Origin of the sequence: Arthrobacter sp. 135MFCol5.1 (assembly GCF_000374865.1) — a bacterium.
Lineage (GTDB): Bacteria > Actinomycetota > Actinomycetes > Actinomycetales > Micrococcaceae > Arthrobacter.
The window spans coordinates 153,993-179,009 of record NZ_KB895457.1; the positions used below are offsets into that span (position 1 = coordinate 153,993).

The 25,017-nt window shown below is 66.8% G+C and carries 19 protein-coding genes; 11 read left to right on the plus strand and 8 right to left on the minus strand.

Annotation, left to right across the window (positions count from 1 at the left end):
* Nucleotides 1–2: 2 nt before the first annotated feature.
* The gene (locus C563_RS0111660) at nucleotides 3–917 is read right to left on the minus strand and encodes an MSMEG_6728 family protein (protein ID WP_018762235.1); all 915 of its coding nucleotides are present in this window, start codon (nucleotides 915–917) and stop codon (nucleotides 3–5) included.
* 181 nt (nucleotides 918–1,098) lie between these two features.
* Here C563_RS0111660 and C563_RS0111665 point away from each other — a divergent pair, with 181 nt between their 5' ends.
* Nucleotides 1,099–1,686 carry a hypothetical protein gene (locus C563_RS0111665; RefSeq protein WP_018762236.1) on the plus strand — a complete coding sequence of 196 codons (588 nt, stop codon included), beginning with the start codon at nucleotides 1,099–1,101 and terminating at the stop codon, nucleotides 1,684–1,686.
* A gap of 164 nt (nucleotides 1,687–1,850) precedes the next feature.
* Here C563_RS0111665 and C563_RS0111670 read toward each other — a convergent pair whose 3' ends face one another.
* Entirely contained in the window at nucleotides 1,851–2,474 is a 624-nt protein-coding gene (locus C563_RS0111670) for a LysM peptidoglycan-binding domain-containing protein (protein ID WP_018762237.1), read from the minus strand.
* A gap of 168 nt (nucleotides 2,475–2,642) precedes the next feature.
* Complete coding sequence (locus C563_RS0111675; RefSeq protein ID WP_018762238.1) at nucleotides 2,643–5,261, minus strand: excinuclease ABC subunit UvrA; 2,619 nt, start codon at nucleotides 5,259–5,261, stop codon at nucleotides 2,643–2,645.
* A gap of 48 nt (nucleotides 5,262–5,309) precedes the next feature.
* Between C563_RS0111675 and C563_RS0111680 the strand changes: the two genes are divergently transcribed.
* The 3 genes from C563_RS0111680 to C563_RS0111690 all read left to right on the plus strand — a co-directional run bounded on the left by C563_RS0111680 (nucleotide 5,310) and on the right by C563_RS0111690 (nucleotide 7,976).
* Nucleotides 5,310–6,371 (plus strand): adenosine deaminase, encoded by a 1,062-nt coding sequence (locus C563_RS0111680; RefSeq protein ID WP_018762239.1) that lies wholly within the window; start codon nucleotides 5,310–5,312, stop codon nucleotides 6,369–6,371.
* A gap of 262 nt (nucleotides 6,372–6,633) precedes the next feature.
* The gene (locus C563_RS0111685; protein WP_018762240.1) at nucleotides 6,634–7,566 is read left to right on the plus strand and encodes a pullulanase X25 domain-containing protein; all 933 of its coding nucleotides are present in this window, start codon (nucleotides 6,634–6,636) and stop codon (nucleotides 7,564–7,566) included.
* Nucleotides 7,567–7,661: 95 nt separating this feature from the next.
* The gene (locus C563_RS0111690; protein ID WP_018762241.1) at nucleotides 7,662–7,976 is read left to right on the plus strand and encodes an acylphosphatase; all 315 of its coding nucleotides are present in this window, start codon (nucleotides 7,662–7,664) and stop codon (nucleotides 7,974–7,976) included.
* Between the two features lie 39 nt (nucleotides 7,977–8,015).
* On the opposite strand, the gene C563_RS0111695 is transcribed toward C563_RS0111690, so the two are convergent.
* Nucleotides 8,016–11,690 carry a TM0106 family RecB-like putative nuclease gene (locus C563_RS0111695; protein ID WP_018762242.1) on the minus strand — a complete coding sequence of 1,225 codons (3,675 nt, stop codon included), beginning with the start codon at nucleotides 11,688–11,690 and terminating at the stop codon, nucleotides 8,016–8,018.
* A gap of 238 nt (nucleotides 11,691–11,928) precedes the next feature.
* Here C563_RS0111695 and C563_RS0111700 point away from each other — a divergent pair, with 238 nt between their 5' ends.
* Together C563_RS0111700 and eda are read left to right on the plus strand one after the other, a co-directional pair.
* Complete coding sequence (locus C563_RS0111700; protein WP_018762243.1) at nucleotides 11,929–12,948, plus strand: PfkB family carbohydrate kinase; 1,020 nt, start codon at nucleotides 11,929–11,931, stop codon at nucleotides 12,946–12,948.
* Nucleotides 12,941–13,567, plus strand: a complete 627-nt coding sequence (gene eda / locus C563_RS0111705) for a bifunctional 4-hydroxy-2-oxoglutarate aldolase/2-dehydro-3-deoxy-phosphogluconate aldolase (protein ID WP_018762244.1) — start codon at nucleotides 12,941–12,943, stop codon at nucleotides 13,565–13,567. The genes C563_RS0111700 and eda overlap by 8 nt, the downstream gene beginning before the upstream one ends.
* A gap of 25 nt (nucleotides 13,568–13,592) precedes the next feature.
* Here the strand turns inward: eda and C563_RS0111710 are convergent, their stop codons facing one another.
* The gene (locus C563_RS0111710) at nucleotides 13,593–14,795 is read right to left on the minus strand and encodes a TerC family protein (protein WP_018762245.1); all 1,203 of its coding nucleotides are present in this window, start codon (nucleotides 14,793–14,795) and stop codon (nucleotides 13,593–13,595) included.
* A gap of 36 nt (nucleotides 14,796–14,831) precedes the next feature.
* Nucleotides 14,832–16,514 carry a RecQ family ATP-dependent DNA helicase gene (locus C563_RS0111715; RefSeq protein ID WP_018762246.1) on the minus strand — a complete coding sequence of 561 codons (1,683 nt, stop codon included), beginning with the start codon at nucleotides 16,512–16,514 and terminating at the stop codon, nucleotides 14,832–14,834.
* A gap of 170 nt (nucleotides 16,515–16,684) precedes the next feature.
* On the opposite strand from C563_RS0111715, the gene C563_RS0111720 reads away from it, so the two are divergent.
* Nucleotides 16,685–19,012 (plus strand): FdhF/YdeP family oxidoreductase, encoded by a 2,328-nt coding sequence (locus C563_RS0111720; RefSeq protein ID WP_018762247.1) that lies wholly within the window; start codon nucleotides 16,685–16,687, stop codon nucleotides 19,010–19,012.
* Between the two features lie 139 nt (nucleotides 19,013–19,151).
* On the opposite strand, the gene C563_RS0111725 is transcribed toward C563_RS0111720, so the two are convergent.
* Together C563_RS0111725 and C563_RS0111730 are read right to left on the minus strand one after the other, a co-directional pair.
* Nucleotides 19,152–19,481 (minus strand): DUF6457 domain-containing protein, encoded by a 330-nt coding sequence (locus C563_RS0111725; RefSeq protein WP_018762248.1) that lies wholly within the window; start codon nucleotides 19,479–19,481, stop codon nucleotides 19,152–19,154.
* 28 nt (nucleotides 19,482–19,509) lie between these two features.
* Nucleotides 19,510–20,484: an aldo/keto reductase gene (locus tag C563_RS0111730; RefSeq protein WP_026264713.1), complete on the minus strand. Its 975-nt coding sequence runs from the start codon at nucleotides 20,482–20,484 to the stop codon at nucleotides 19,510–19,512.
* A 322-nt stretch (nucleotides 20,485–20,806) separates the two neighbouring features.
* Here C563_RS0111730 and fdhA point away from each other — a divergent pair, with 322 nt between their 5' ends.
* From fdhA to C563_RS0111750, 4 genes are all read left to right on the plus strand, one after another.
* Nucleotides 20,807–22,018, plus strand: coding sequence for a formaldehyde dehydrogenase, glutathione-independent (gene fdhA, locus C563_RS0111735; RefSeq protein ID WP_018762250.1), 1,212 nt, complete (start codon nucleotides 20,807–20,809; stop codon nucleotides 22,016–22,018).
* Between the two features lie 111 nt (nucleotides 22,019–22,129).
* Nucleotides 22,130–22,483, plus strand: a complete 354-nt coding sequence (locus tag C563_RS0111740) for a GNAT family N-acetyltransferase (RefSeq protein ID WP_018762251.1) — start codon at nucleotides 22,130–22,132, stop codon at nucleotides 22,481–22,483.
* A gap of 168 nt (nucleotides 22,484–22,651) precedes the next feature.
* On the plus strand, nucleotides 22,652–23,587 hold the full coding sequence (locus C563_RS0111745) for a serine hydrolase (protein ID WP_018762252.1): 936 nt from the start codon (nucleotides 22,652–22,654) through the stop codon (nucleotides 23,585–23,587).
* A gap of 68 nt (nucleotides 23,588–23,655) precedes the next feature.
* The gene (locus tag C563_RS0111750; protein WP_026264715.1) at nucleotides 23,656–25,017 is read left to right on the plus strand and encodes an MFS transporter; all 1,362 of its coding nucleotides are present in this window, start codon (nucleotides 23,656–23,658) and stop codon (nucleotides 25,015–25,017) included.

Consider the following 25,017-nt stretch of genomic DNA (forward strand, 5'->3'; position numbering starts at 1 on the left):
GGCTACGGGGCCTCGACCGGAAAGAACACCCGGGGGTCCTGCAGCAGGGCGGGGTAGGCGAATGCCGAACGGTCCATGATCTCCAAAACCTCGAAAGTCCTGCCAAAGCGGCCGTCATCGAGGTTGATCGGACGGCCCACTACCTGGCCGAGCGCGAACTTTGCCCCGTGTTCCAGCGGGACAGCGACGGGCGTCTTCCCTGGGAGGGTGCGGAATGCCTCCTCCTGCGCCTGCCGTTTGCGGGTGGGCTTCTTCACCTGGGGCCTGGGCGGCGCCTTCTTCGGGGCGCGGGACGGACGTCGGGAACCGTCGTCAACATAGACCGGGGCGTAACCATCGTCCCCGGCTGACGCCGCTGCGGAGGCGTTCCGGTTCACCGGCGGAAGTGCCACCGTGGTGAGCGACTGCGGGTCGACGTCGTCGTGAGGGTCGCGGAGGATCCACAACAGGTCTCCGTCCGGCTCCTGCGGCAGGAATTCGTGCCGCGGCTCCGGCCAGACGTAGTCCATTGCCGGAATGGCGTCCGGGAAAACGGAGGCGTAGAACTTGGGTTCCTTGTGCACCAGCTTGGACCGGTGGCTCAGGTGGAAGTCGGGCTCCCCGAGCCACGGCGGCATGATGATCTTGGCGGCGTAGTCCGGGTGGGCTGCCTGCGGCGCGAACTCGGCGATGTTGGCCCGTGTGTTATCCGGGTGGCCCCGTTCCATCCACTCGTCCACCATCGCGAGCCCATACATGGTGAGGGCAGGAACGTGGCCCATCCACATCCGGATCGCCGGGTGGGTCTGCCAGCCGTATTCGGGGATCACCAGGGCACGGAGGGTTTGCAGCGCTTCAACCCGCTGCTTGCCCAGCCGCGCGGTGTCCAGGGCTGCGGCGCTTTGGCGGAAGTCAGGGTACGGGAGGAAAGTTTGCATCCATTCAGTCTGACGGCAGCCGGCGGAAGTGCCAATTGCTGTGCCGGCGGCCACATCCCCTGGCCCGCCCGTGGCGCGGTCTCCGCCACCAAGCTTGTCCAGATATTGGACGCATACATACGGCTCCCAGGTTAAACCACTAAGATCTCGGCAACCACCCCAGCGTTTTGGAAGCTCACTCATGACATCTACACCTGAAAAGTCCACAGCCGCCGCCCGCCCGGCGCTGCCCCGCTACGGACAGATGCTCGGCCCCGAAGCCCAGGGCATCCTGGTCCTCGACGAGTTCACCATCGATCCCGCAGCCGCCCGGAAGGACCAACACCGTTTCCGCGACGGCATGGCCGCCGTCGCCCGGACCGTCCGCCGGATAGCCGCCCTGCGCGTGGTGATCGCGCTGGTCGCCATCGGAAACCTGCCCCTGTTCCTGCTCTCGAGCGGATGGTGGATCTACGCCGTCTCGCTCACCCTCGTCGTCGCGGTACACAGCGCCGTGACACTGCTGAACCGGCACGAGCCCCGGCTCAAGCAGCGCTCCGCGCTGGAACTGCACATGCACCGCGAACGCAGCGCCAACTACCGCAAGGTTCGCGACGCCGTGAAGTACATGATCGACACCCCCAGCCGCATGAACGAGCACCTCTACCTGGAACTGCTGGCCGTCAAGCGGGTGGCATTGAACCTGGCGCACGGAACGGTAGCGCTGTTGGATACCAGCGACGACTCCGCCTGGAAGGTGCGGATCGTCCGCGAACTGCCCGCCGCCTGACTGACCGGCGCGTCCCCGCCGCGGCAGCGGACACCGGCTTAAAAAGAACGACGCCGGCACACCCCTTGTGGGGGCGTGCCGGCGTCGTCTTTGGTCAACGGAATTTGTCTATCGCCGACCTGTCTGTGGCGCCTTGGGAGGCGGTGAGGCCAAGGCCGCTGCCGTTACGCGGGGAGCTGGATGACCTGTCCTTCGAACACCAGGTTCGGATCGGAAATGGTATCCAGGTTGGCGTCGGCAAGGTGCTGCCAGCCGCCCTGGATCCCCAGCTTCTGGGCAACGATGCTCAGGGTGTCGCCGGCCTGCAGGGTGTAGGTTTCACCGCTGAGCGGAACGGACGTTGCGTGCCGCGGTGCCTGCTGCACAGGTGCGCTCTGCACCTGCGTGGCCTGCTTGACCGGGGCGCTCTGGACGGGCGCGCTCTGCACCGGTGCACCGCCCCCGCCGCTCAGGCCGAGCTGCGACGCGCAGGAGGGCCATGCGCCCCAGCCCTGGGAAGCCTGGACCCTTTCGGCCACCGCGATCTGCTGTTCGCGGCTGGCGTCCGCCGGCGAGCCGGTGCCGCCGTAGGCAGCCCACGTGCTCGAGGTGAACTGCAAACCGCCGGAGAAGCCGTTGCCGGTGTTGGTGGACCAGTTGCCACCGCTCTCGCACTGGGCCAGCGAGTCCCAGGTGGAGGTGGGGGTTGCCGCGTTTGCGGCGGTGGCGGAGAGGGCCAGGCCTGCCGCTGAGACGGCGGCAAGGGTGATTCCACGGCGTGCGGCAGTACGGAATTTGGTGTTGTTCATGATGTGATGCTCCCGAGGGCCACCAGCGCTGGTTCCGTCCCCGGAGATCGTCGCGCTACTGCCCACCCCTGACAAATAGAGGTCAACGTCGGTGGCTGCCGCTGGGCAGTTCTGGTGGAGGCAGCACCGGGCAATCAAAAAGCCCGCCAAACGGGCATGCATTTCACGCTAAGACATAGCCTTGGCGTTATCAAATCGGGACCGGGCCGGGTGTTGGCTGGCAGTTTCCTGGCCGAGTGCGGTTGCCAGGTAGGGAGCGGTCCGGCTTTCCACGGACTGCGCGACAGCCGCAGGTGTGCCCGCGGCCATGATGCTGCCGCCTTTGTCCCCTCCGGACGGCCCAAGATCAATGACCCAGTCAGCGCCGGCCACAACGGCCATATCGTGTTCAACCACCACCACGGAGTTTCCGGCGTCCACCAGGCCGTGGAGCTGTGCCATCAGCAGCTGCACGTCCGCAGGGTGCAGCCCGGTGGTGGGCTCATCGAGCAGGTAGAGGGTGTGTCCGCGCTGCGCCCGCTGCAGTTCTGTGGCGAGCTTGATCCGCTGCGCCTCGCCGCCGGAAAGCTCCGTGGCGGGCTGTCCCAGCCGCAGGTAGCCCAAGCCGACGTCGCGCAGGCTGGTAAGGCTCCTCGCCGCGGCAGGAACGTCCGCCAGGAACTCGGAGGCGGCGTCCACGGTCATGGCCAGGACCTGGGCCACGTTCTGGCCGTGATATTCCACCTCAAGGGTTTCGGGGTTGTAGCGGGACCCGCCGCACTCCGGGCATGGGCCGTAGCTGCCGGGCAGGAACAGCAGTTCCACCGCCACGAACCCCTCGCCCTGGCAGGTCTCGCAGCGTCCGCCGGCCACGTTGAAGGAGAACCGCCCGGCGCCGTAGCCGCGGGCCTTGGCTTCGTCCGTGGCGGCGAAGACTTTCCGGACCGCGTCGAAGAGTCCGGTGTAGGTGGCCAGGTTGGAACGCGGGGTCCGTCCGATCGGTTTCTGGTCAACTTTTACCAGCCGGTCGATGTGTTCCAGTCCGGACACCGGGCCGACGCTGAGCGGGGCGCTGAGCTCCCCTTCGTCCACTCCGCCGTCGGCTGCGCCGCCCGTGGAAACGGCGCCCGGCCCGTCGGGACGCAGCCAGCCGCCTGCCACCTCGGCCAGGACCTGGCTGACAAGCGTGGATTTGCCGGACCCGGAGACGCCTGTGACAGCGGTCAGGACACCCAGGGGGAACTCAGCGTCGAGGCCTTGCAGGTTGTGGCGGCTGATGTCCCGCAGCTCCAGCCAGCCTGCCGGTTCGCGGTCACGGCCCGGGGCGTCGTCGTCTGCTTCCTGACCGGAGAGATCCGGGAACAGGTACGGCCTGGTGACCGAATCCTCCACTCCGGCCAGCCCGTCCACCGGACCGCTGTAGAGCACCTCGCCGCCGCCCTCGCCGGCGCGCGGACCCACGTCCACCAGCCAATCGGCGTGGCGGACAACGTCCATGTTGTGCTCCACCACGAACACCGAATTGCCGGAAGATTTCAGTTGCTCCAGCACCTCCAAAAGGGGCTCTGCATCGGCAGGATGGAGCCCTGCAGAGGGCTCATCGAGCACATAGACCACGCCGAACAGCCCGGAGCGCAGCTGGGTGGCGATCCGCAGCCGCTGCATCTCGCCGGGGGAGAGCGTGGGCGTGGAGCGGCCCAAGGCCAGGTAGCCCAGCCCCAGGTCCAGCAAAACGGTGACGCGCTGCAGCAGGTCGCGGGTGATGGCGACGGCCACCTCGTTGGCTTCGCCGGAAGACTGCTTCCTGGACGCCGTCTCGGCTGAGGCCAGCTCGGTGGTGGGGCGGATGATGCCCGCCAGCTCTGTCAGTGGTACCGCGTTGAGCTCGGCGATCGTCCGCCCCGCGAACGTCACTGCCAAGGCCTCAGGCCGCAGGCCGCTGCCACCGCACAGGGGGCACGGACCGGATTCCATGTATGCAAGCACGCGTTCGCGCATGGACGCGCTCTGCGAATCGGCCAGGGTGTGGAGGACGTAGCTCCTGGCGCTCCAGAACCGGCCCTTGTACGGTTTGGCCACGCGGTCGCGCTGCGGAGTGACTTCCACCACCGGCTGCTCCTCCGTAAAGAGGATCCAGTCGCGGTGCTTCTTGGGCAGCTTCCGCCAGGGAATGTCGACGTCGTAGCCCAGGTGGGTGAGGATATCCCGCAGGTTCTTTCCCTGCCAGGCGCCGGGCCACGCGGCGATGGCACCCTCGCGGATGCTCAGCGACGGGTCCGGGACCAGCGAGGCTTCGGTGACGGTGTGCGCCACACCCAGGCCGTGGCACTCCCTGCAGGCACCCGCGGCCGTATTGGGGGAGAAGGCATCCGAGTCCAGCTGTGGGCTGCCCTCCGGGTAGGTGCCGGCGCGCGAGAAGAGCATCCGCACCGAGTTGGAGAGCGTAGTGACGGTCCCCACCGTGGACCTGCTGCTGGGGGCGCCGCGGCGTTGCTGGAGTGCGACGGCGGGCGGCAACCCGCTGATCAGCTCCACCTTGGGGTTGTGGCCCTGCTGGATGAGGCGGCGGGCATACGGGGCGACGGATTCGAAGTAGCGCCGCTGCGCCTCGGCGTAGATGGTGCCAAACGCCAGGGACGACTTGCCCGAGCCCGAGACGCCGGTGAACGCCACGATCGCGTCACGGGGGACATCCACGTCGACGTTCCGAAGGTTGTTCTCGCGCGCTCCCCGGACCCGGACAAACCCGTCCGCGGCGGGGCTGGGAGCCGGGTCCTGCAGGTCATCAGTGTGCTTGGCGTTCTGCATTGGTTTGACTCTAGTGGTGATTCGGCCGCCGGGCATTATCCTGTCCGGATGGAAACCTACGCCGGCGGCAGCACCATGCCCGAATCCGAAGCGGTCCCCGCGGAACCCGCGGTCCCCACCAAGCCCCTCCCGGTGGCCGAACTGCACCTGCATATCGAAGGTACGCTTCAGCCCGAGCTCATCTTTGCCCTGGCCGAGCGCAACGGCATTGTCCTGCCTTACTCCGGGTTGGAAGAACTCCGCGAAAAGTACGAGTTCACGGACCTGCAGTCATTCCTGGACCTCTACTACGCCAACATGGCCGTGCTGCGTACCGAGCAGGACTTCGCGGACATGACCCGTGCCTACCTTGAGCGGGCGGCCGCCGCCGGTGTCCGGCACGCCGAAATCATGATGGACCCCCAGGCACACCTGTCCCGCGGCGTCCCGCTGGAAGCATGCGTCAACGGCGTGGCCTCGGTCCTGGCCACGTCCCGGGAGGACTACGGCATCTCCACCATGCTCATTGCCGCTTTCCTCCGGGACCTTCCGGAAGACTCGGCCCTGGAAGTCGTGGAGCGGCTGCTGGCCATGGACGCTCCCATCGGAGCCATCGGCCTGGACTCGGCCGAGGTCGGAAACCCGCCTTCCAAGTTCAAGCGGCTCTATGCAAAGGCCCGCGCGGCCGGCCTCCGGCTGACGGCGCACGCAGGGGAGGAAGGCCCGGCGTCGTACATCATTGAGGCCCTGGACCTCCTGGGCGTGGAACGCATCGACCACGGTATCCGCTGCATGGATGACGCCGACCTGGTGGAGCGCCTGGTTGATGCCCGGGTTCCCCTCACCGTCTGCCCGCTGTCCAACGTGCGGTTGAGGGCAGTGGACACGCTCGCTGACCATCCCTTGCCCGCCATGCTGGCCGCGGGCCTGAACGTCTCGGTCAATTCGGACGATCCTGCGTACTTCGGCGGTTACGTGGATGACAACTTCGCCCAACTGACCGCGGTGTTTGAGCTGTCCGACTTTGACAGGGCCCGCCTGGCGGCGAATTCCATCCACTCTTCCTTCGCCTCGGAGGAGCGGAAAGCTGAGCTGCTGGAGGAATTGAACAGCCGGGAAGCCACCGCCTGAGCACCCGCTGTGCCGCGGGCAACAGTGCGGCTCCCGGGCCGGTAAACTGAGAGCCGCAGGCGTGTCTGGGGAGTGCAAGGCAGCACCCATGTCAGCGCTTGAGGGTTATGCAGCCGGCCCTTACCCGAGACCTCCGCCTCACTTGCGGGACTATCCGCTTCATAGTCGGTCACGACACGCAGAGTTAACCAATTAAAGTCGCGCGATTTAATAGGCAGTTGGCAAGATGCCTAAGACCGATCGCTTTTATATAAGGGGAATCATGGCCAAGTCCACCGCAGAAAACACCTATCTTCGTCTCAAGACCGTCCTGGATGTCCTGACCGAAGGCGTGTGGTCCGGCGATGCACTGAATGCTGGCCAGGTCCTGGCGGAAGCAACGGCCCGCGTCCCTTTCAACGAGCACGAAGCCGAACTCCTCAGCGGCGGAATTCCCCGCGGCCACAAGACCCTTACCTCGGCGACCGCCAAACTGGTCAAGGCCGGCTGGCTGGTCAAGGGCCGTACCGGCTGGACCATCACCGAGGACGGGATGCGCGCCACGGTTGCCTTCCCTGACGCGGTTTCCTTCGGGTCAGCGCTCGACGCCGGCACGCCCGTCCCTGCCGACACGCCGGTCCCCACCGCTCCCGAAGGCTTTGTCCGCACGGTCTCCGCAGCTGCTTCCGTCCTGGAAGTTCCCGCCAAGGATGACGCCAAAGCGGCGAAGAAGGCTCCCGCCAGGAAAGCGCCGGCCAAGAAGGCGGCCGCCGCTGTGGGCAAGGCCGCCAAGGCCATCGAAGACGCCGTGGAACCTGTGGTGAAGGCTGTCCGGAAGAAGGCGCCGGCGAAGGCCAAGGCCGAAACCGCGGTGCCCGCAACCGAACCGTTCGAGGGTCCGGATGTCGAAACCCACCCGCAGCCGGAGGCCGTGGCACTGGCCGGCGACTTCAACACCATCCTGGGCGCACCGGAGAACTGGGCGCCTCAGTACGACGAAGCGCAGATGGAGTTCGACTTCCTGGACCAGCTCTGGAAGAAGAGCGCCGAGCTTCCTGCCGGTTACTACACCTTCAAGATCGCCCTGAACCGCTCGTGGGACGAAAACTATGGTGCTTTCGGTGCGTTTGACGGCCCCAACCACGAACTGCACCACGCCGGCGGCACGGTGACCATCCGCTACAACCACGCCACCCGCGACATCACCATCAACTAGCCGGTATCTCCTCCCGGCCCTGGCAGGAAGCCGCGCCTTCAGTGCGTTAGGTGCCGCGGCCGTCAGGAAGTTGGCCGGTCCCCAGGAGGAACACCATGGGCAGGCACGCAGGGACACCGAAGGACGGTTCGGCTGGGGATGCCGTGCGGCTGGATGCCCGGGTGCTCGGCATGGTCCAAGGTGTGGGCTTCCGGTACTGGACCATGGCCAAAGCGGAGGAACTGGGATTGTCCGGTGAGGTGGCCAACCTCGACGACGGATCGGTGTCAGTCGTGGCCGAAGGACCCGAGCCCAAGGTCCGGCAGCTCCTGGAGTGGCTCAACTCCGGCAGCACCCCGGGCCGGGTGGAACGGGTGGACGGGGCAACGTCCCGGGCCGGGGGACACTTCCGCGGTTTCCGGGCGCACTGACCGCCCCGTCCCAAGCTTGCCCCCCGGCGCCCGCCGCGACTACTCCCGCGGGCTGAGGCCGATGAAGGCGCCGAGTTCCTCCAGTGCCGCCGGTTTGTGCGGCATATAGCTGGTGAGCTCGGGGGAGCGGATGATGACGGCCCGCCACTGCCCGCGCGAGACTGCCACATTGATGCGGTTCCGGTTGAGCAGGAATTCCGCGCCGCGCGGAGCCTCCGCTACCGCCGAACACGCCATGGAGACGAACACTACCGGGGCTTCCTGGCCCTGGAACTTGTCCACCGTGCCCACCTTCACCTCCGGCAGCCCGGCTTCGGCCAACGCTCTCCGGACCAAATGCACCTGGGCGTTGTAGGCGGCCACCACCATCAGGTCCTGCTGCTCCAGCGGGCGTGACCCCGCGTCCGGGCCGGAGGTCCACTTCAGGCCGAGGTGGCGGCGCGCCTGCCGCGCCACTTCCTCCGCCTCTTCCTTGGACGCTGTGGCATTGCCACTGTGGTTGACGAACACCGTCTCCACCCCGGGCGGCAGCCCATCGAGTTCGCGCTGGCCCGCGGCCGGTGCGGACTGCAGCTTGCCGTCGTAGCTGAGGTTCGAAACTGCCCTGCACAGCTCCGGGTGCATCCGCCAGGTATCGGCGAGGAAGTAGCCCAGGCTTGCGGGGAGGGTCGCATGCCCCGCGGCGAGCCAGCCCAGGGCTGATTCGTCCACAGGTTCCGGATGTGCCCCTTGCGTGACCTGGGGGAGCTGCTGCGGATCGCCCAACAAGAGGAGGCGTTTCGCCGCGCGGGAGACCGCCAGGGTGTTGGCCAGCGAGAACTGGCCGGCTTCGTCGATCACCAGCAGGTCCAGGGACCCGGCGGGGACTTCCTTGCCGGTCATGGTCCATGCGGTGCCGCCCACCAGGCAGCCGCCGGGTGCGGCCAGCATGCGTCCCACATCACGCTCATCCGTTGCCGTCCACGGGACAGAGTGGGGCGCGGCGAGCTTTTTGGCCACAAGCGAAGGGTCCACGCGGCCCGCCTCGACGGCACGGCAGAGGAGGTTTTCCACCACATTGTGCGACTGCGCAACCACCCCCACCTTCCAGCCCGCCCGCACCAGCTCGCCGATCACATGCGCGCCGATGTGGGTCTTGCCCGTTCCCGGGGGTCCTTGAACGGCCAGGTATGAGGTATCGAGGTCCCGCAGGGATGCGGCAATGGCTCCGGCGTAGTCGACGGTGCCGTCCGGCAGGTGCCGGACCCCGGCCGGGGCGCCCATGCTGCGGAACCGCGGAGGCACCTTGCGCAGGATGTCCAGGCCCGGCTGTGCGGGCAGTCCGGGCACGGTGGAGCCGACAGTCCTGGCAAGTTCCGCGATGGCGGCCTCAATGTTGTCTGTTGGGATGGGGGTGTCCTCGGTCAGCGCTATGGGAAGGTGCGGGTACGCGGCCACCTTTCCGGATTCCCGCTCCGAGATAGTGATGATGGTGTGCTCCGGGTTGTCCGGCGCCGCCGCGAGGTCGTGGATGCGGGTCTTGAAGGCATAGGCCTTGGCCTGTGGTGTTGCATTCGGGGCAGCCATGCCCTCGGGCCCGGGGGCTTCATAGAGCCGGCACCAGTTGGAATCGACCCGGAAATCCGAACCTTCCGTCATGGTGCCGCGGAGCTGCAAGACCCTGGTCCGCATCCGTTCCCGTGGTTTGGCGAGGGCCCAGTCCGAAATGACCTCCGCCGATGACACTGTGAACACGTTCCGCTGGTCCGCCCAGTTCTCCACAGGCGCTTCGACGCGGTCGAAATGCTGCCACCAAAACTGTTTCCGCTCACGCCGGTGATAGCCGGTGGCCGCTGCCACCATGGCGACGGCCCGCTCATCATCGGTCCAGGGCCGGTCATCGGGAAGGGCCGAGAGGTACCCGCGCAGCTGCAGTTCCTCGGGGGTTTCGTCCGGCGCGTCCGGGAGGTCGTCGGGCGGGGGATTTCCGATAGGCGTGGTGGCGGCCGGCGGCCCACCGGCCCGTGCCGGTTCCGCGGTGTTCACCGGCAGCCGGGCGGACCGGGTGTCTGGGACCGCCGTCGGGGCGATCTTCAGCAGCCAGTCCCGGAGCCGCAGGGTGGAAAGGCAGTCGTATCGGTTGTAGTCCGAAATGGACGCCAGGACGGCATCGGCTTCGTCCCGGCGGCCGGCATCACGGGCGGCACAGTAAGCGGCATATGCCACCACGGAGGCGCCGGCATCCTTGACGTCCCCGGACCGCAGGTTGTCTCCCATATACAGCGGTTCCAGCTTCTTGATGGAATACGAGGCCTCGGAGATCCGGATGGAATGCTTGACCGTGGCGTAGAGGTCCACCAGCAGTCCTTGCCGAAGCCAGTCGTCCACCGTGTCCTCGCCTGCCTGGTGCACCAGGGAAAGATTCCGCAGGGCTGTCTTTTCGTAGGCGGCGTAGTGATAGACGTGCATGTCCGGGTACGTCGCACGCCGCTTCTCCACGTAGTCAAGGAAAGCCAGGAAGGCGCGGCGTTCACCGGCGCGGGAATGCGCCCAGAACGGACGGAATGCGGGCTCCTTGGCGGGGTCCGTCCCGGGGGCCTCGATGACCCCGAAAAGGTACTCGATTCCCCAGGCACCGGTGGCTGGATCCTGCCAGAGCGGATCGCCTTCGAAGTCGAAGAAGATGTCTCCGGCGCTCGGAGCGGGAAGCGAACCGACGGCGTGGTCCGCAAGGACGGTATAGGAGACCGTATGAGGCTCCCCGTCCTTCATGAACGTGCGGGATCCTGCGGCTGTGTCCAAGCCCAGCTGCATCCGGGCTTGCGCGCGGAGGCGGGCCAGTGACCCCTGTGCATCCGGGGCGGGCATGGCCGCGAGCTGGTCAATGGTGGTGACTCCGGCGGCATGAAGCTTCCGCCGTTGGACGACGGACATCCCGGCGACCATCAGGAGGTCCCGGTGGCGGGTCACCTGCTCGGCGCAGTAGTCGCAGCGGCCGCAATGCACGATGCCGGGCTGTTGCCACTGCACAGGGGCATCTTTGGCGCGGTGGCCGGCCGTCAGGTACCGGAAACGCCTGCGCCGTTCGCGGAAGACCGGAAGCAGGTCCGGCAGGGAATGGCTGCTTCGGAGCCAGTCGTCGCCGACACGGGTCCCCAGCACCAGCGTGACGACGGGGGAGGGATCCAGCCCCATCCCGAGAAGCTGGTCGCCGTAGGCAGCCAGTTGCAGCAGGGCCCCCACCTTGGCGTGCCGGGCAAGCTTGGTGTCCCAGACCTCGTACCGGCCCGGGTTTCCGGTGCCTGCGGCCTCGTTGACCAGGAAGTCGGCGTAGCCCAGGAACTCGCCGTCGAAGAAAGTTGCCTGGAACACCACGTCGGCCCCGGAGCGAAGGGCAAGTTCGGTTTCAGCATGTTTTGCCTGCAGCTCACCGCGCAGGTTCAGGCCGCGTTCCACGGAGTAGACACCCGAACCCCGGCTGGCATCCCACGGGCCATACTTGGCCACCAGGCTGGCCAGCACGGTTTGTTCATGCCGGTCGCCCAGTTCGCCGGCCCGCTTCTGCATCTCGTCCACGGGGAACTCCGCCTTGGGAGCATGACCCAGCTTTTCGTCCAGGATCCGGAGTGTGCGGTACTCACATTCGGAGGCCGCCACAAGGTCGCTGGCGGAGAAGACCAGGTCCGGCGGCGCGTCGGATCCGGCATCATGACCGGCAGCGTCCAGCAGAAACACGGGGCCTCCCCAACTGTTTGCGGGCCCGGAGTCGGTTCCCCCGGCCTGGAATCAAACCTAGCAAGGAGGGCCGACAAAAAGGGCTGCGCGCTTTCCAGCACCTTGACGGACAGGTTTATGGACCGGGCGCGGCCTGCCGGGCTGGGCGTAGAGTTCAACGGGGCGCCTCCGCGCGGTTTCCCTTCGACCCCAAGAACGCGCCTGTCAAGCGGCGCCTGGACGGATCGGTGTACGACTGGTGAACACTGCAGCCTTTGAAACCTTTGACGTGGTGGTGATGGGGGAGATCCTCATCGAAGTCGCCACCGACCAGCCCTTCGGCCATGGCGTACCAGCACGGCTGGGCATCTCCGGAGACGCCCTCAATGTCGCTGCAGCCGCCGCAGCAGCGGGTGCCCGCGTGGGCCTGCTGTCCGTGCTCACGGACGACGACCTGGGTCAGGCCATCGCGGCCCGGATCGCCGAGCTGGGGATCGTCACCGACCAGTTGACGTTCCGTCGCGGGCAGCAGGGCGTCTACCTGGTGCACAGCGACCCCGACGGCGAACGCGAATTCACCTACGCCCGCAGCGGCAGCGTCGGGTCCACCCTTGGGCCGGACGATGTCGACCCGGACGTCTTCGGCGCGGCCGGCGCGGTGGTGGCGGGCGGCATCACCTGCGCCATTTCGACGACGGCGCGCGCCGCCGTCGTCAAGGCCGCGTCCGCAGCCAAACGCTTTGTCTACGACCCCAACTACCGGCCCCGGCTCACCACCGCTGTGGACGCGGCGGCGGCACTGACCGAACTTGCCGCACAGGCCTTCCTGGTGACGCCATCCTTCCCGGGCGAGACGGCAGCCCTGCTGGGAGTTTCCTCGCCCGAAGCATCGGCCGCGAAGCTGCGCTCGATGGGGGCCGCCAACGTAGCTGTCACCTGTGGCGCCACGGGCGTCCAGCTCGAATGGTCCGGCGAAACCGGCGTGCAGTCCGCGTGGGTACCGGCCATTCCGGCGCCCGCGGTAGTGGACCAGACCGGCGCCGGGGACGCGTTTGTGGGCACGCTCACCGCACGCCTGGTGCTGGGCGACGACTTCCCGACGGCGGTCCGGTATGGTGCGGCGGCTTCCTCGCTGGTGGTCGGAGGCAAAGGCGGCACAGGCCTCATCCCCACGTTCGAGCAGACCTCTGCCCACGCCGCAGCCACCTTCCCTGAGGACTGCCGCACCATCGACACCAACGGGCCGGACGGCCTGGGAAATGAGATCCACCATGGCTGACGCATCAGGCGTCCTCCGCGTGTCACCTGTCATCCCGGTGGTCACCATCGACGACCCCCAGGATGCGGTGCCCCTGGCCCGTGCCCTGGTGGACGGCGGCGTGAAGATCATTGAGCTGACCCTGCGCACGGACTCGGCGCTGACCTCGCTGAAGCTGATCGCCCAGGAGGTGCCGGACATCCTGGTGGGCGCCGGCACCATCCTCACGCCTGGGCAGGCGGACGCCGCAGTCCAGGCGGGGGCCTCGTTCCTGGTAAGCCCGGGTGTCACCCCCGCGCTGCTCACCCACATGCTGTCCCTGGACGTCCCGGTGCTGCCCGGCGTCGCCACTGTCGGGGAGGTAATGGCCGTCCTGGAGGCCGGTTTGGATGCGATGAAGTTCTTCCCCGCCGGGCCTGCAGGCGGGCCGTCCTACCTGGCCGCCATCGGGGCGCCCATCCCGCACGTCCGGTTCTGCCCCACCGGCGGCATCAGCCCGGGCACCGCGCCGGACTACCTCAAGCTGCCCAACGTGGCCTGCGTCGGCGGCAGCTGGCTCACCCCGGCAGACGCCGTCGCGGCCAAGGACTGGGGCCGGATCACCAGCCTGGCAGGCGGCGCGGCTGCGCTGGGCCGGTAATCCGCCCCGCAGCGGCGGCCCTGGTTCAGCTTTCGGCCGCGGCCGCCCTGACCTGGGCCTTGTCGTGCTCCTCATGGGCGCTGCGCAGCAGTTCCAGGAACTCCGTTTCGTGCCGGACAAGCCGCTTGTACCTTTCCGGAAGCTTGCGGATCTGGTCTTCTTCGCGGCACATCTTGGCGAAGATCTTGTCCCGTTCCGCCATGTCGGTCTCGTAGTTGAGGTCAAGGTACTCGACGGCGTGCCGCCTGGCCCCGGAGACAGCGTTCTTGGCTTTGCCCTTGGGGCTGAAGACCGACGCCAGGATCGTCAGCAGCAGCACGCCGAGGATCACGCCCAGGGAAACCCCGGTGCTGACTTCCACCACGTTGACGTGCTCGCCGTCGTTGATGAACGGCAGGGTGTTCTCGTGCAGGGCGTGCAGGACCAGCTTCACGCCGATGAAACCGAGGATGACGGCCAGCCCGTACGAGAGGAAGATCAGCCGGTCCAGCAGGCCGTCGATGAGGAAGAACAGCTGGCGCAGGCCCATCAGCGAGAACGCCGTGGCCGTGAAGACGATGAACACGTTCTGGGTCAGGCCGAAGATCGCCGGAATGGAATCCAGGGCGAACAGGATGTCCGTGCCGCCGATCGCCACCATCACCAGCAGCATGGGGGTCAGCACCCGCTTGCCGTTCTCCACGGTGAACAGCTTGTCACCGTCGTAGTGTTCGGAGGCCGGCAGGAATTTCTTGGCGAGCCGCACCACAACGCCGTCGGAGTCGTCGTCGTGGTCATCCGGTTTAAGCAGGTGGCCCGCGGTGACCAGCAGGATAAGCCCGAAAATGTAGAAGACCCAGGCGAAACTGTTGATCAGCGCGGCGCCCAGGAAGATGAACGCGGTGCGGGCGATCAGGGAGAAAATGATGCCGAACAGGAGCACCTTCTGCTGGTCCGCGCGCGGCACCTTGAAGCTGGCCATGATGATGAGGAATACGAAGAGGTTGTCAACGGACAAGGCCTTTTCCGTGACATAGCCCGCGAAGTATTCGGTGCCCATGTCCGGCCCGCCGAAGATGAGGACAGCCAGCCCGAACAGCACCGCAATGCTCACGTAGATGGCGGACCAGACGGCCGATTCCTTCAGGGACGGGGTGTGGGCCTTCCGGACATGGAAGAAGAAATCGAAGGCCAGCAGCCCTGCGATAACCACAATGGTCAGGATCCAGGCGTAGGCAGGGGTTTCCACGCGGCGGGCCTTTCGTCGGAGGTTACCCCAGCCTACCTAAGCGGGCTTCAGGAGATGGTGCTCCACGACGGCGGATCGCGACAGCGTCTTGTACCCCTCCTGTTCGAACAGCACCGTGATGACGTCCCCCTCCTCCCGCATCACCAGGCCCGGCCCCCACTCCTTGTGCACCACTGCGGACTGTGGCGGGAACGGTGCACCGGCGCTGTACGCCGGACCGCCGTCGTCGTCCGTGTCCTTGCCGGCCGGAGGCGCAGCTGCTCGGTGGACTTCCGCCGTGCACGCGTCGCAGTTTCCGCACGGTTCAGGCATGTCCTCGCCGAAGTAGCCCAGCAGGAACCGCCGCCGGCAGCCGTCCGCCTCGGCGTAGGCGCGCATCATGCCCAGCCGGGACTGGTCCACGCGTTGCCGGGCTTCGGCGAGCTCCACGGCGTCCTGCACCAGCGCTGCCGGTTTGGCCTTGGAGGTCAGGCGGACTCCACGTTTCCCGCTGCTTGCGGCACCGATCTCTTCCAGCAGGTTGACCAGCGCCGTGATGCGACGGGCCGGGAGGCCCGTCAGTTCCGCCAGGGATGACTTCGGCGCGGGAGCCTTGGCGGCTTTGAGGACCTTCAGGACCGCCAGCAGCGAACCGGGATCGGGCGAGCGGCTGCTGAAGAATTTCCGCAGCCCCAGGTCCTCCGATCGGTAATGCAGCACGGCGGCCGCGGAGTTTCCGTCGCGGCCGGCGCGGCCTATCTCCTGGTAGTAGGCGTCGAGCGATTCTGGAATGTCGGCATGGACCACGAAGCGGACATTCGGCGTGTCGATGCCCATGCCAAAAGCAGTCGTGGCCACCACCACATCCAATTGGTCATGCAGGAACAGCTCGTGGATGCGTTCCCGGTCCGCGGCGCGCCGGCCGGCGTGGTAAGCCTCGGCGCGCAGCCCCTTTGCCGCCAGCCGCGCCGCGTACTCTTCGGTGTCTTTCCGGGTGGCGGCGTACAGGAGGCCCTTTCCCGTCCGGGCCAGGTCCGCCACCTGCCCCATCACCGCCTTGCGTTTGTCCTTGTCCTTGTGGTGCCGGACCACAGCCAGGCTGATATTGGGCCGGTCGAAGCCGTGGACCAGGACCAGCGGGTCCTTCATGGCCAGCCGCTCCACGATCTCATCGCGCACCGGAGGGGAAGCCGTGGCGGTCAGCGCGGCCACGGGCGGGTTGCCCAGTTGCTCCCGGACCGTGCCCAGGCCCAGGTAGTCCGGGCGGAAGTCATGGCCCCAGGAGGAGACGCAGTGGGCCTCGTCCACCACGAACAGGGACACATCCAAAGCCTTGAGCCGGTCCACCGTTGACGGCCGCGCCAGCTGCTCCGGGGCCAGGAACACGAACACGGCCCTGCCGTCCTCCACCGACTGCCAGGCGGCGTGGACGTCGGCGTCGCTGTGTGCGGAATTGATGGCGACGGCGGCATCTGGCCCCAGATCCGCAACCAGCGATTCACGCTGGTCCTCCTGCAAGGCGATCAGCGGAGAAACCACGACGGCGGGACGCCCGGTGAGGTTGTGAAGGTGCAGGGCTGCAACCTGGTAGATGGCGGACTTTCCGTATCCCGTGGGCATGACGGCCAGGACGTCGCGGCCCCCGGTGAGGGCGGCCATGCCGGCCAGTTGGCCTTCCCGAAGGTTGTCCAGGGAGAAGGACGAGGCCGCAAGGGCGCGAAGGGCAGGTTCGTCGGACATGAAAAAAGGGCTCCGCACGGAAGGAAACAATGGCCGCCTGCTTCAGCCGTGGGAACCAGCCTACGCCAGGGCCCTGGTGCTTGACTTCACGGGAATGCTCAACAACTGTGGAGTGACATATCCGCCAATCCAGCCGGTCCTTCCGGGAGCCGGCGAACAAGGAGCATGTTGTGGCGCGCGAGAACCCGAAGGTCGAAGAACCGGAAGAGTCCGATCTCGAGGTGACCGGCCACCCCAAGACCTGGGCCGCGGGAGTTCCGGGCGTCTACCACTCGATGCAGCCGGCGGTCCAGCACATGGGTGTGGAACGGTCGCGGAAAACCCTGTTGGCCCTCAACCAGAAGGACGGCTTCGACTGCATGAGCTGCGCGTGGCCTGATCCGGGCCACCGCAAGACGTTCGAGTTCTGCGAAAACGGTGCCAAAGCCGTCACCTGGGAGGCGACCCCGGTGGTGGTCGGCAGCGAATTCTGGGCAGGGCATCCGGTCAGCGAACTGCGGAAGCGGTCCGAATACTGGTTGGGCATGCAGGGCCGGCTCACCGAGCCCGTCTACAAGGCTGCGGGGGAGGACCACTACCGCCCGGTGACGTGGGAGCGCGCCTTCCAGATCATGGCTGACAAGCTCAAGTCCCTCCCGGACCCCAACCAGGCCACGTTCTACACCAGCGGCCGCACCTCGAACGAAGCAGCCTTCCTGTACCAGCTGTTCATCCGCGCCTACGGCACCAACAACCTCCCCGACTGCTCCAACATGTGCCACGAATCCTCGGGGTGGGGCATGGGGCAGACCATCGGCGTGGGCAAGGCCACCGTGTCCTACGATGACTTCGGCAAGGCGGATTTGATCATCGTCATGGGCCAGAACCCGGGCACCAACCACCCGCGGATGCTGACGGCGTTGGAAGAAGCCAAGGAAGCCGGCGGCCATATCGTCGCTGTCAACCCGCTGCCCGAGGCCGGACTTCTGCGCTACAAAAACCCGCAGAAGGTTAAGGGCATCATCGGCCACGGCACCCAAATCGCCGACCAGTTCCTGCAGGTGCGCATCGGCGGTGACATGGCGCTGCTCCAGGCGGTGTCCAAGCGCGTGCTCGACGCCGAGGCCGCCAACCCCGGTAAAGTCCTGGACCACGCATTCCTTGCCGAACACTGCGACGGTCTCGAGGAACTGCGGGCGCACCTGGCCCACCTGGACGAGGCCGCGGTGCTGGAAGCCACCGGCCTGCGGTCTGAGGAAATCGACGAACTGGCGGCCCGCTACCTGGCGGCGGACAAGGTGATCATCACCTGGGCCATGGGCATTACCCAGCAGAAAAAGGGCGTTGCCACCATCAAGGAGATCATCAACCTGCTCCTGCTGCGCGGCAACATCGGCAAGCCCGGTGCCGGCGCCTCGCCCATCCGCGGCCACAGCAACGTCCAGGGCGACCGGACCATGGGAATCTGGGAACAGATGCCGCCGGCCTTCCTGGACGCCCTTGGCCGGGAGTTCCAGTTTGAGCCGCCGCGCGACCACGGCCTGGACGCGGTCCAGACCGTCCGTGGAATGCGCGACGGCGGCGTCAAGGTCTTCGTAGGGCTTGGCGGCAACTTCGTGGGCGCCATTTCAGACACCGAAGCCGCCGAAGCGGCCATGGAGAACACTGAACTTTCCGTCCAAATCTCCACCAAGCTCAACCACTCCCACGCCGTGACCGGGGCCGAGGCCCTGATCCTGCCCACCCTGGGCCGGACCGAGATCGACCGGCAGGACTCCGGCCCACAATTCGTCTCGGTGGAGGACACTGTCTGCGCCGTCCATGCCAGCCATGGCGTCGTGGAGCCGGTGGCCCCCGGGCTGCTCTCCGAAGTTGCCATCGTGTGCCGGCTTGCCGCCGCCACGGTGGGGGACCGGACGTCCGCGGACTGGGCCGGGTTCGAAAAGAACTACGACCTCATCCGGGACCACATCGCCCGCGTGGTGGTTGGCTGTGAGGACTACAACACCAAAGTGAGGCAAAAGGGCGGGTTCGTGCTGCCCAACGGTCCGCGGGATTCCCGTACCTTCAACACCCCAACCGGGAAGGCCATGCTTACCGTCAACGAACTCGAACACGTTGACCGGCCGGCCGGAACCCTCATCCTGCAGACCATGCGCTCGCACGACCAGTTCAACACCACCATCTACGGCAACAACGACCGCTACCGGGGCATCAAGAAAGGCCGCGAGGTAGTGTTCGTCAACCCCGTGGACCTTGCCGAACTGGGCCTCACCGACGGGCAACACGTGGACATCCACGGCGTCTACAAGGACAACGTGGCACGGGTCCTGCGCAACTACCGGGTGGTGTCCTACCCGTCTGCCAAGGGCTGCGCCGCAGCGTATTACCCCGAGGCCAACGTCCTGGTCCCGTTGGAGAGCGTCGCGGAGGGAAGCCAGACCCCGGCGTCCAAAGCCGTCATCGTCCGCCTTGAGCCTGTGAAAGTCCTTGAAGAGGAGCCCGCCGCCGCAGGCTGACAGGTTGTGGGCCTGTCGAAACGCAGCTGACCGTGCCCCGGCGGCACGCGAACGAGCGACTCCCCGCCGTTTGGACTTTTCCCTGCGTCACGCGAAGGGGATGTGTCCACATGGCGGGGAGTCTGCGGGCCGTTGCCGGCTACTGTCCCGTGTCCGCCCAGCCGCGGCCGGCGGGCCCGCCGTGCGCGCCGTCGTCGACCAGGCCCAGGGCGACCCGGGCCGCCTTGGCCACGGCAGCCGACGCCGCCTCACGGCTCCCGGCGCTGCCCGTCCCCGCGTCCAGCGCCGCTGCGTACCCCACCAGGAACGTGGTGATGGGCGCGGCCGCATGGATCACGTTGTCGGCGGATTTGCGGGCGAGGTCCAGCAACAGCTCCTGGTCCACGTCGAGGTCCAGGATCTGCAGTGCCTGCGCCAGCCGGTGGGTCCACTGGTCCAGCACCTGGGCTTCGTCGTCGTTGACTGTCATGGTTTCTCCTTTGCTGACACCGGATGTCTCAGGTGTCGATAGTGGACATGTTCGGGTAGCGGGCGCCCGCTGTCGACCCTGCGGGGGCCAATTCGTCCAGCAGCCGCAGCTCATCGGCGCTGAGCTCCACTTCCACCGCGCCCAGGTTCTCGCGCAGCCGCTCGCGCTTCTTGGTGCCTGGGATCGGGACAATATGTTCACCCTGTGCCAGCAGCCAGGCGAGTGCCAGCTGGCCGGGAGTGCACTGCTTGTGGTCGGCCAGTTCCTTCACCCGGTCCACGAGCTCAAGGTTCCGGGTGAAGTTCTCGCCCTGGAACCGTGGCGAATGCCGGCGGAAGTCGTCGTCGGCGAAGTCGTCCACGCTGCGGATCTGACCCGTCAGGAACCCGCGGCCCAGCGGACTGTACGGCACGAACCCGATTTCCAGCTCGTCGAGCACGGGAAACACCTTGGTTTCCGGCTCCCGCTCCCACAGCGAATATTCGGTCTGCAGCGCCGTGATCGGGTGCACCGCGTGCGCCCGGCGGATGGTGTCCGCCGATGCCTCGGACAAACCGAGGTGCCGGACCTTTCCGGCCTGGACCAGTTCCGCCATGGCGCCCACCGTGTCCTCGATAGGAACCGTCTTGTCCACCCTGTGCTGGTAGTAGAGGTCGATGTGGTCCACGCCCAGCCGCCGGAGGCTGGCGTCGCAGGCCGACTTGACGTACTCGGGGCGGCCGTTGATGCCCACCCAGGAACCATCCTCGCGGCGTTCGTTGCCGAACTTGGTGGCGAGCACCACGTCATCGCGCCGGCCCGCTATTGCGCGGCCCACCAACTGTTCGTTGGTGAAGGGCCCGTACATGTCCGCCGTGTCCAGCAGCGACCCGCTGGCGTCCAGGAACTCGTGGATCGTGGCAATCGATTCCTGCTCGTCGCCGTCGCCGTAGAACTCGCTCATGCCCATGCAGCCAAGGCCCAGGGCGGAAACAGTCAATTGTCCAATAGTGCGTGTTTTCATGCCGTTCTCCTCAACGGTAGAACTTGCCTTAGGGGCAGCCGGCCCGCCTGTTTGCGCGGAAGCCGGTGGGTGCAGCGTACGCCACTATAGGCGCTTCCCCTTGGGGACGCGTCGATAGACAGTTGCACCGGCAAACAGGGGGCACCTACCCCTAGACCGCTCCCGGGGGCCTGCCTAGACTGGGCGGACCCCACGCCGGGAACCTGCCCCTGATATTCATCAGGAATCGCCAGTGGAGCAGGGCGGGTCCCATGTCCGGGGTTTTTCAACCTACCCAGATCACTGCCGTCCCACCGGACGGACCTGACTACAGGAGCGATAGATGACAGGGAACAAAGCCGTTGCCTACAAGGAAGCCGGCAAGGTCGAAGTAATTGATATTGACTACCCTACGTTCGAACTCAAGGACGGGCCCGGGGTCAACCCCGCCAACGTGGGGCGCCCCGTCCACCACGGGGTCATCCTCAAGACAGTCGCCACCAATATTTGTGGTTCGGACCAGCACATGGTCCGCGGCCGCACCACGGCTCCGCCGAACCTGGTCCTGGGCCACGAGATCACCGGCGAAGTGGTGGAGGTAGGCCGCGACGTCGAATTCATCAAGGTGGGCGATCTCTGCTCGGTGCCGTTCAACATCGCCTGCGGCCGCTGCCGGAACTGCAAGGAGCGCAAGACCGGCATCTGCCTGAACGTGAACCCGGACCGTCCAGGCAGCGCCTACGGTTACGTGGACATGGGCGGCTGGGTAGGGGGCCAGGCGAACTACGTGCTGGTGCCGTACGCCGACTGGAACCTGTTGAAGTTCCCGGACAAGGACAAGGCCATGGAGAAGATCCTGGACCTGGCCATGCTTTCGGATATCTTCCCCACCGGGTTCCACGGCGCGGTCACGGCCGGGGTGGGTGTTGGATCCACGGTGTATGTTGCGGGTGCCGGCCCGGTGGGCCTCGCCGCCGCCACCAGCGCGCACCTGCTGGGTGCCGCCGTCGTCATTGTGGGCGATATGAACGAGGGCAGGCTGTCCCAGGCGCGCAGCTTCGGTTGCGAGACGGTGGACCTGTCCAAGGGTGATCCGAAGGACCAGATCGAGCAGATCCTCGGCATCCCCGAGGTGGACTGCGGTGTGGACGCCGTCGGCTTCGAGGCGAAGGGGCACGGCCACGACGCCAAGGAGGCGCCGGCGACGGTCCTGAACTCCCTGATGGAGCTCACGGCGGCCGGCGGGGCACTTGGCATCCCCGGCCTGTACGTCACCGGCGACCCGGGCGGCATCGACGAGGCCGCCAAGAAGGGTGCCTTGTCGCTGAGCCTGGGCACCGGCTGGGCCAAGTCCTTGAGCTTCACCACGGGCCAGTGCCCGGTCATGAAGTACAACCGGCAGTTGATGATGGCCATCCTGAACGACCGGGTGCACATTGCCAAGAACGTCAACGCCAAGGCGATTCCGTTGGAAGACGCGCCCAAGGGCTATGCCGAGTTCGACGCCGGCGCGGCCACCAAGTACGTCCTGAATCCGAACGGCTACCTCAGCTGAGCCGTGGGCGGACGGTGATGCCACGAGGGACTCCTCTCAGGCGGAAATAAGTGCTGCCCGGGCCGGGTTAGGCTTTGCACGGGCAGCACGACCGCAACGAAGGAGTTTCCCTTGAGTGATATCACCGTCCGCCACAACGCCGAGCGCAGCCGTTTCGAGATCCTCGACCGCGGGAACGTGATCGGCAAGGCCGCCTACCAGGATTACGACGGCGGCGCGTCACCACAGCGGATTTTCTACCACACGGTGATCAACGAGGAATACGGCGGGCAGGGCCTGGCCGGGAAGCTCGCCGCGGCTGCCTTGGACGCGACGGTGGAGGCCGGGACGGGCATTGTCCCGGTCTGCCCGTTCATCAAGAAGTTCGTGGCCAAGCACCCGGAGTACTCGGACAGTGTGGTGGCCGTGGCTCCGGCGCACCTGGAATTCCTCGAAACCGCCCTTTCGGCCAGGGCCCGGGCGTAGCCCCGGGCGCCGCAAACGTTGATTGTGGGCCGCCCGGGCGGTCCGGTGGAACACACCGCAAGTCTTCAGGAAGCTCCCAAACTCCGGTGATTTAATCGCATCTGTCAGCGCGGCTCAACGCCGCGCTGACGTTGTTTGTCATTGCCGAGGCGGGACAGGAGCCCTTGTATGTCCGAGCACCCCCAGGTGCCCACACCAGGCCGCGCCGCTCCGCCGCCACCGCCCGCCCAGCCGGCCCCCGGGAGGGGCCGGGGCATCCGTACGCTGGTCATCCTGGCCCTTGCCGTCATACTGGTCATCGCGGGAACCATCGCCCTTGCCGTAGCCCGGTCCGGGCCGCCGACCGGTTCCGTTGCCCCCACCCAGCCTGTGGCGGCGCCGGCACCCGTTGCGGCAGCCCCGGAGTCCCTGCAGGACAGCGTGGACACCATCCTCAGCGAGGCGGACCAGTACCGGATCGGGCTGGCGCTCGCGGACGTGTCCGGCGGCGCGGAACGCACGTTCGGCGATGCGGACGCCTTCACCGCGGCCAGCACGGCGAAGATCCTGACAGCTGCTGCCTACTATCACTTGGTGGAAAAGGGGGAGGCGGCCCTGGATGAGCCCATGGGCGACTACGACGCCGCTTTCCAGCTCAAAGCCATGGTCAACGACAGCAACAACGACTCCTGGCAGCTGCTGATGGACGCCGTCGGGTACCCCCAGTTGATTGCCTACGCGGCCTCCATCGGTGTTACCTACGACCCCGAAAAGAACCTGTTGACCGCGGCGGACATGGCCCTGATCCTGAAAAAGCTGTACGCGGGGGAGCTGCTCAACGCCGACAACACCGCCCAACTGCTCAGCTACATGCAGGACACAAACAACGAAGACCTCATTCCCGCCGGCTCCAGGGCAGGCATCGACGTCCACCACAAATACGGTGAGCTCTCCGGCGAACTGCATGACGCCGCACTGCTGAGCTACCGCGGCTCGACCTTCGCCCTGGTGATCTACACGGAAAACCGGGACGGCGTGGCCGATGACGGGCAGGCCGAGGTGATCCGGGACCTGACCCGGGCCGTTGAGGATGCATTGTTCCCGGTTGGGGTGGCGGGCAGGTAGCCAACGCCACGCCCGCGCCGTGGTCCGCCGACTCGCCCTCAGTGAGCGCTTTGGGCCAGACTGTTACCGTGAGCAACAACCCACGGACTGCCTTGGCCGTCGCAGGCCTCAGCCTGGGCACGGCACTGAACCCGCTCAACTCCTCCATGATCGCCGTGGCCCTGGTGGTGCTGCGCGCCGATTTCGGGCTCGACGTTGCGGCCGTCACCTGGGTGGTCACATCCTTCTACCTTGCTTCTGCGGCCGGCCAGCCGGTGATGGGCAGGTTGGCGGACCGGTTTGGGCCACGACGGATGTTCATGCTGGGCATGGGGCTGGTGGCCGTTACCTGCGCCCTGGCACCGCTGGCCCCGAACTTTGCCTTGCTCTGCGTGGCCCGGGCGGTAATGGCACTGGGCACGGCCACCGCGTACCCCAGCGCCGTGGTGATGGTGGGGGCGATTGCGCACCGGGCCAAGGTGGACTCGGCCCGGCCGCTGGGCCGGCTCCAAATGGCGAACACGTCGGCAGCTGCCGTGGGGCCCGTCGTCGGCGGTTTGCTCGTGGGCTTCGTGGGCTGGCAGTCGCTGTTCCTGATTAACGTTCCGCTGGCGGTGGCGGCGCTGCTGATCGTGCGGCAGGCCGCACCTGCGGACCAGGTCCGCGAGCGCGGCAGCGTGGCCCAGCTGGTGCGGGACTCGGATGTTCCGGGCATCGCAGGCTTTATCGGTGCCCTGCTGCTGGTCATGATGGCGGCGCTGAATGTGGCGCCTGACTACCGCTGGTGGATGCTGGCCGCCGGCACGGTTGTGGCAGCCCTCTTCGCCTGGCGGGAGCTGCGGTTCGCCAAGCCGTTCCTGGACCTGCGGCTGCTGGGCCGGAACAGGCCCCTCATGCTCGTTTACCTGGCGTTCGCGGTGTTCAGCAGCGTCTACTACTTCGTCTTTTTCGGCCTGCCCCAGCTCTTGCAGGAGGCGGGCGGCTATGATCCCGGCGTCGTGGGCCTGTTGATGCTGCCCCTTGCCGGGATGTCGGTGGTGGCCACCCCGTGGGCCGTCTCCGCGATGGGAAGGTTCGGTGTGCGCCGGGTGCTGCTCGCCGGCGTCGTGCTCCTGACGCTTGTGGCGGCACTGATGTGGCTGCTGACCGGCACACTGGCCATCCCCTTCGTGGCGGTCCTGACCGCGCTGATGGGGATTCCCTACGGAACCGTCAGTATCGCCACCAACCAAGGCATGTTCGTCTCCACCCGGCCGCAGGACCGCGGCGTCGCGGCAGGGATCTACCAGACGTGCCGCTACGTTGGCGCGATCACCGCTACCGTGATGATCGGTGTGTTCGCGTCCGGTGGCGTGCACCAGGACAGCTGGATGCGGATGGTCCTGGCCATGCTGGTGCTCTGCGCCGTGACGCTCGGGATCTCTGTTTTCTGGCGGCAGCAGAAGGCGTAG

Coding starts and splice junctions, on each gene's coding strand:
- C563_RS0111675 (WP_018762238.1), bottom strand. CDS start 5,261: ATGCAGAACGCCAAGCACACTGATGACCTGCAGGACCCGGCTCCCAGC.
- eda (WP_018762244.1), top strand. CDS start 12,941: ATGGCTGACGCATCAGGCGTCCTCCGCGTGTCACCTGTCATCCCGGTG.
- C563_RS0111730 (WP_026264713.1), bottom strand. CDS start 20,484: ATGAAAACACGCACTATTGGACAATTGACTGTTTCCGCCCTGGGCCTT.
- C563_RS0111680 (WP_018762239.1), top strand. CDS start 5,310: ATGGAAACCTACGCCGGCGGCAGCACCATGCCCGAATCCGAAGCGGTC.
- C563_RS0111690 (WP_018762241.1), top strand. CDS start 7,662: ATGGGCAGGCACGCAGGGACACCGAAGGACGGTTCGGCTGGGGATGCC.
- C563_RS0111725 (WP_018762248.1), bottom strand. CDS start 19,481: ATGACAGTCAACGACGACGAAGCCCAGGTGCTGGACCAGTGGACCCAC.
- C563_RS0111685 (WP_018762240.1), top strand. CDS start 6,634: ATGGCCAAGTCCACCGCAGAAAACACCTATCTTCGTCTCAAGACCGTC.
- fdhA (WP_018762250.1), top strand. CDS start 20,807: ATGACAGGGAACAAAGCCGTTGCCTACAAGGAAGCCGGCAAGGTCGAA.
- C563_RS0111715 (WP_018762246.1), bottom strand. CDS start 16,514: ATGTCCGACGAACCTGCCCTTCGCGCCCTTGCGGCCTCGTCCTTCTCC.
- C563_RS0111660 (WP_018762235.1), bottom strand. CDS start 917: ATGCAAACTTTCCTCCCGTACCCTGACTTCCGCCAAAGCGCCGCAGCC.
- C563_RS0111670 (WP_018762237.1), bottom strand. CDS start 2,474: ATGAACAACACCAAATTCCGTACTGCCGCACGCCGTGGAATCACCCTT.
- C563_RS0111665 (WP_018762236.1), top strand. CDS start 1,099: ATGACATCTACACCTGAAAAGTCCACAGCCGCCGCCCGCCCGGCGCTG.
- C563_RS0111745 (WP_018762252.1), top strand. CDS start 22,652: ATGTCCGAGCACCCCCAGGTGCCCACACCAGGCCGCGCCGCTCCGCCG.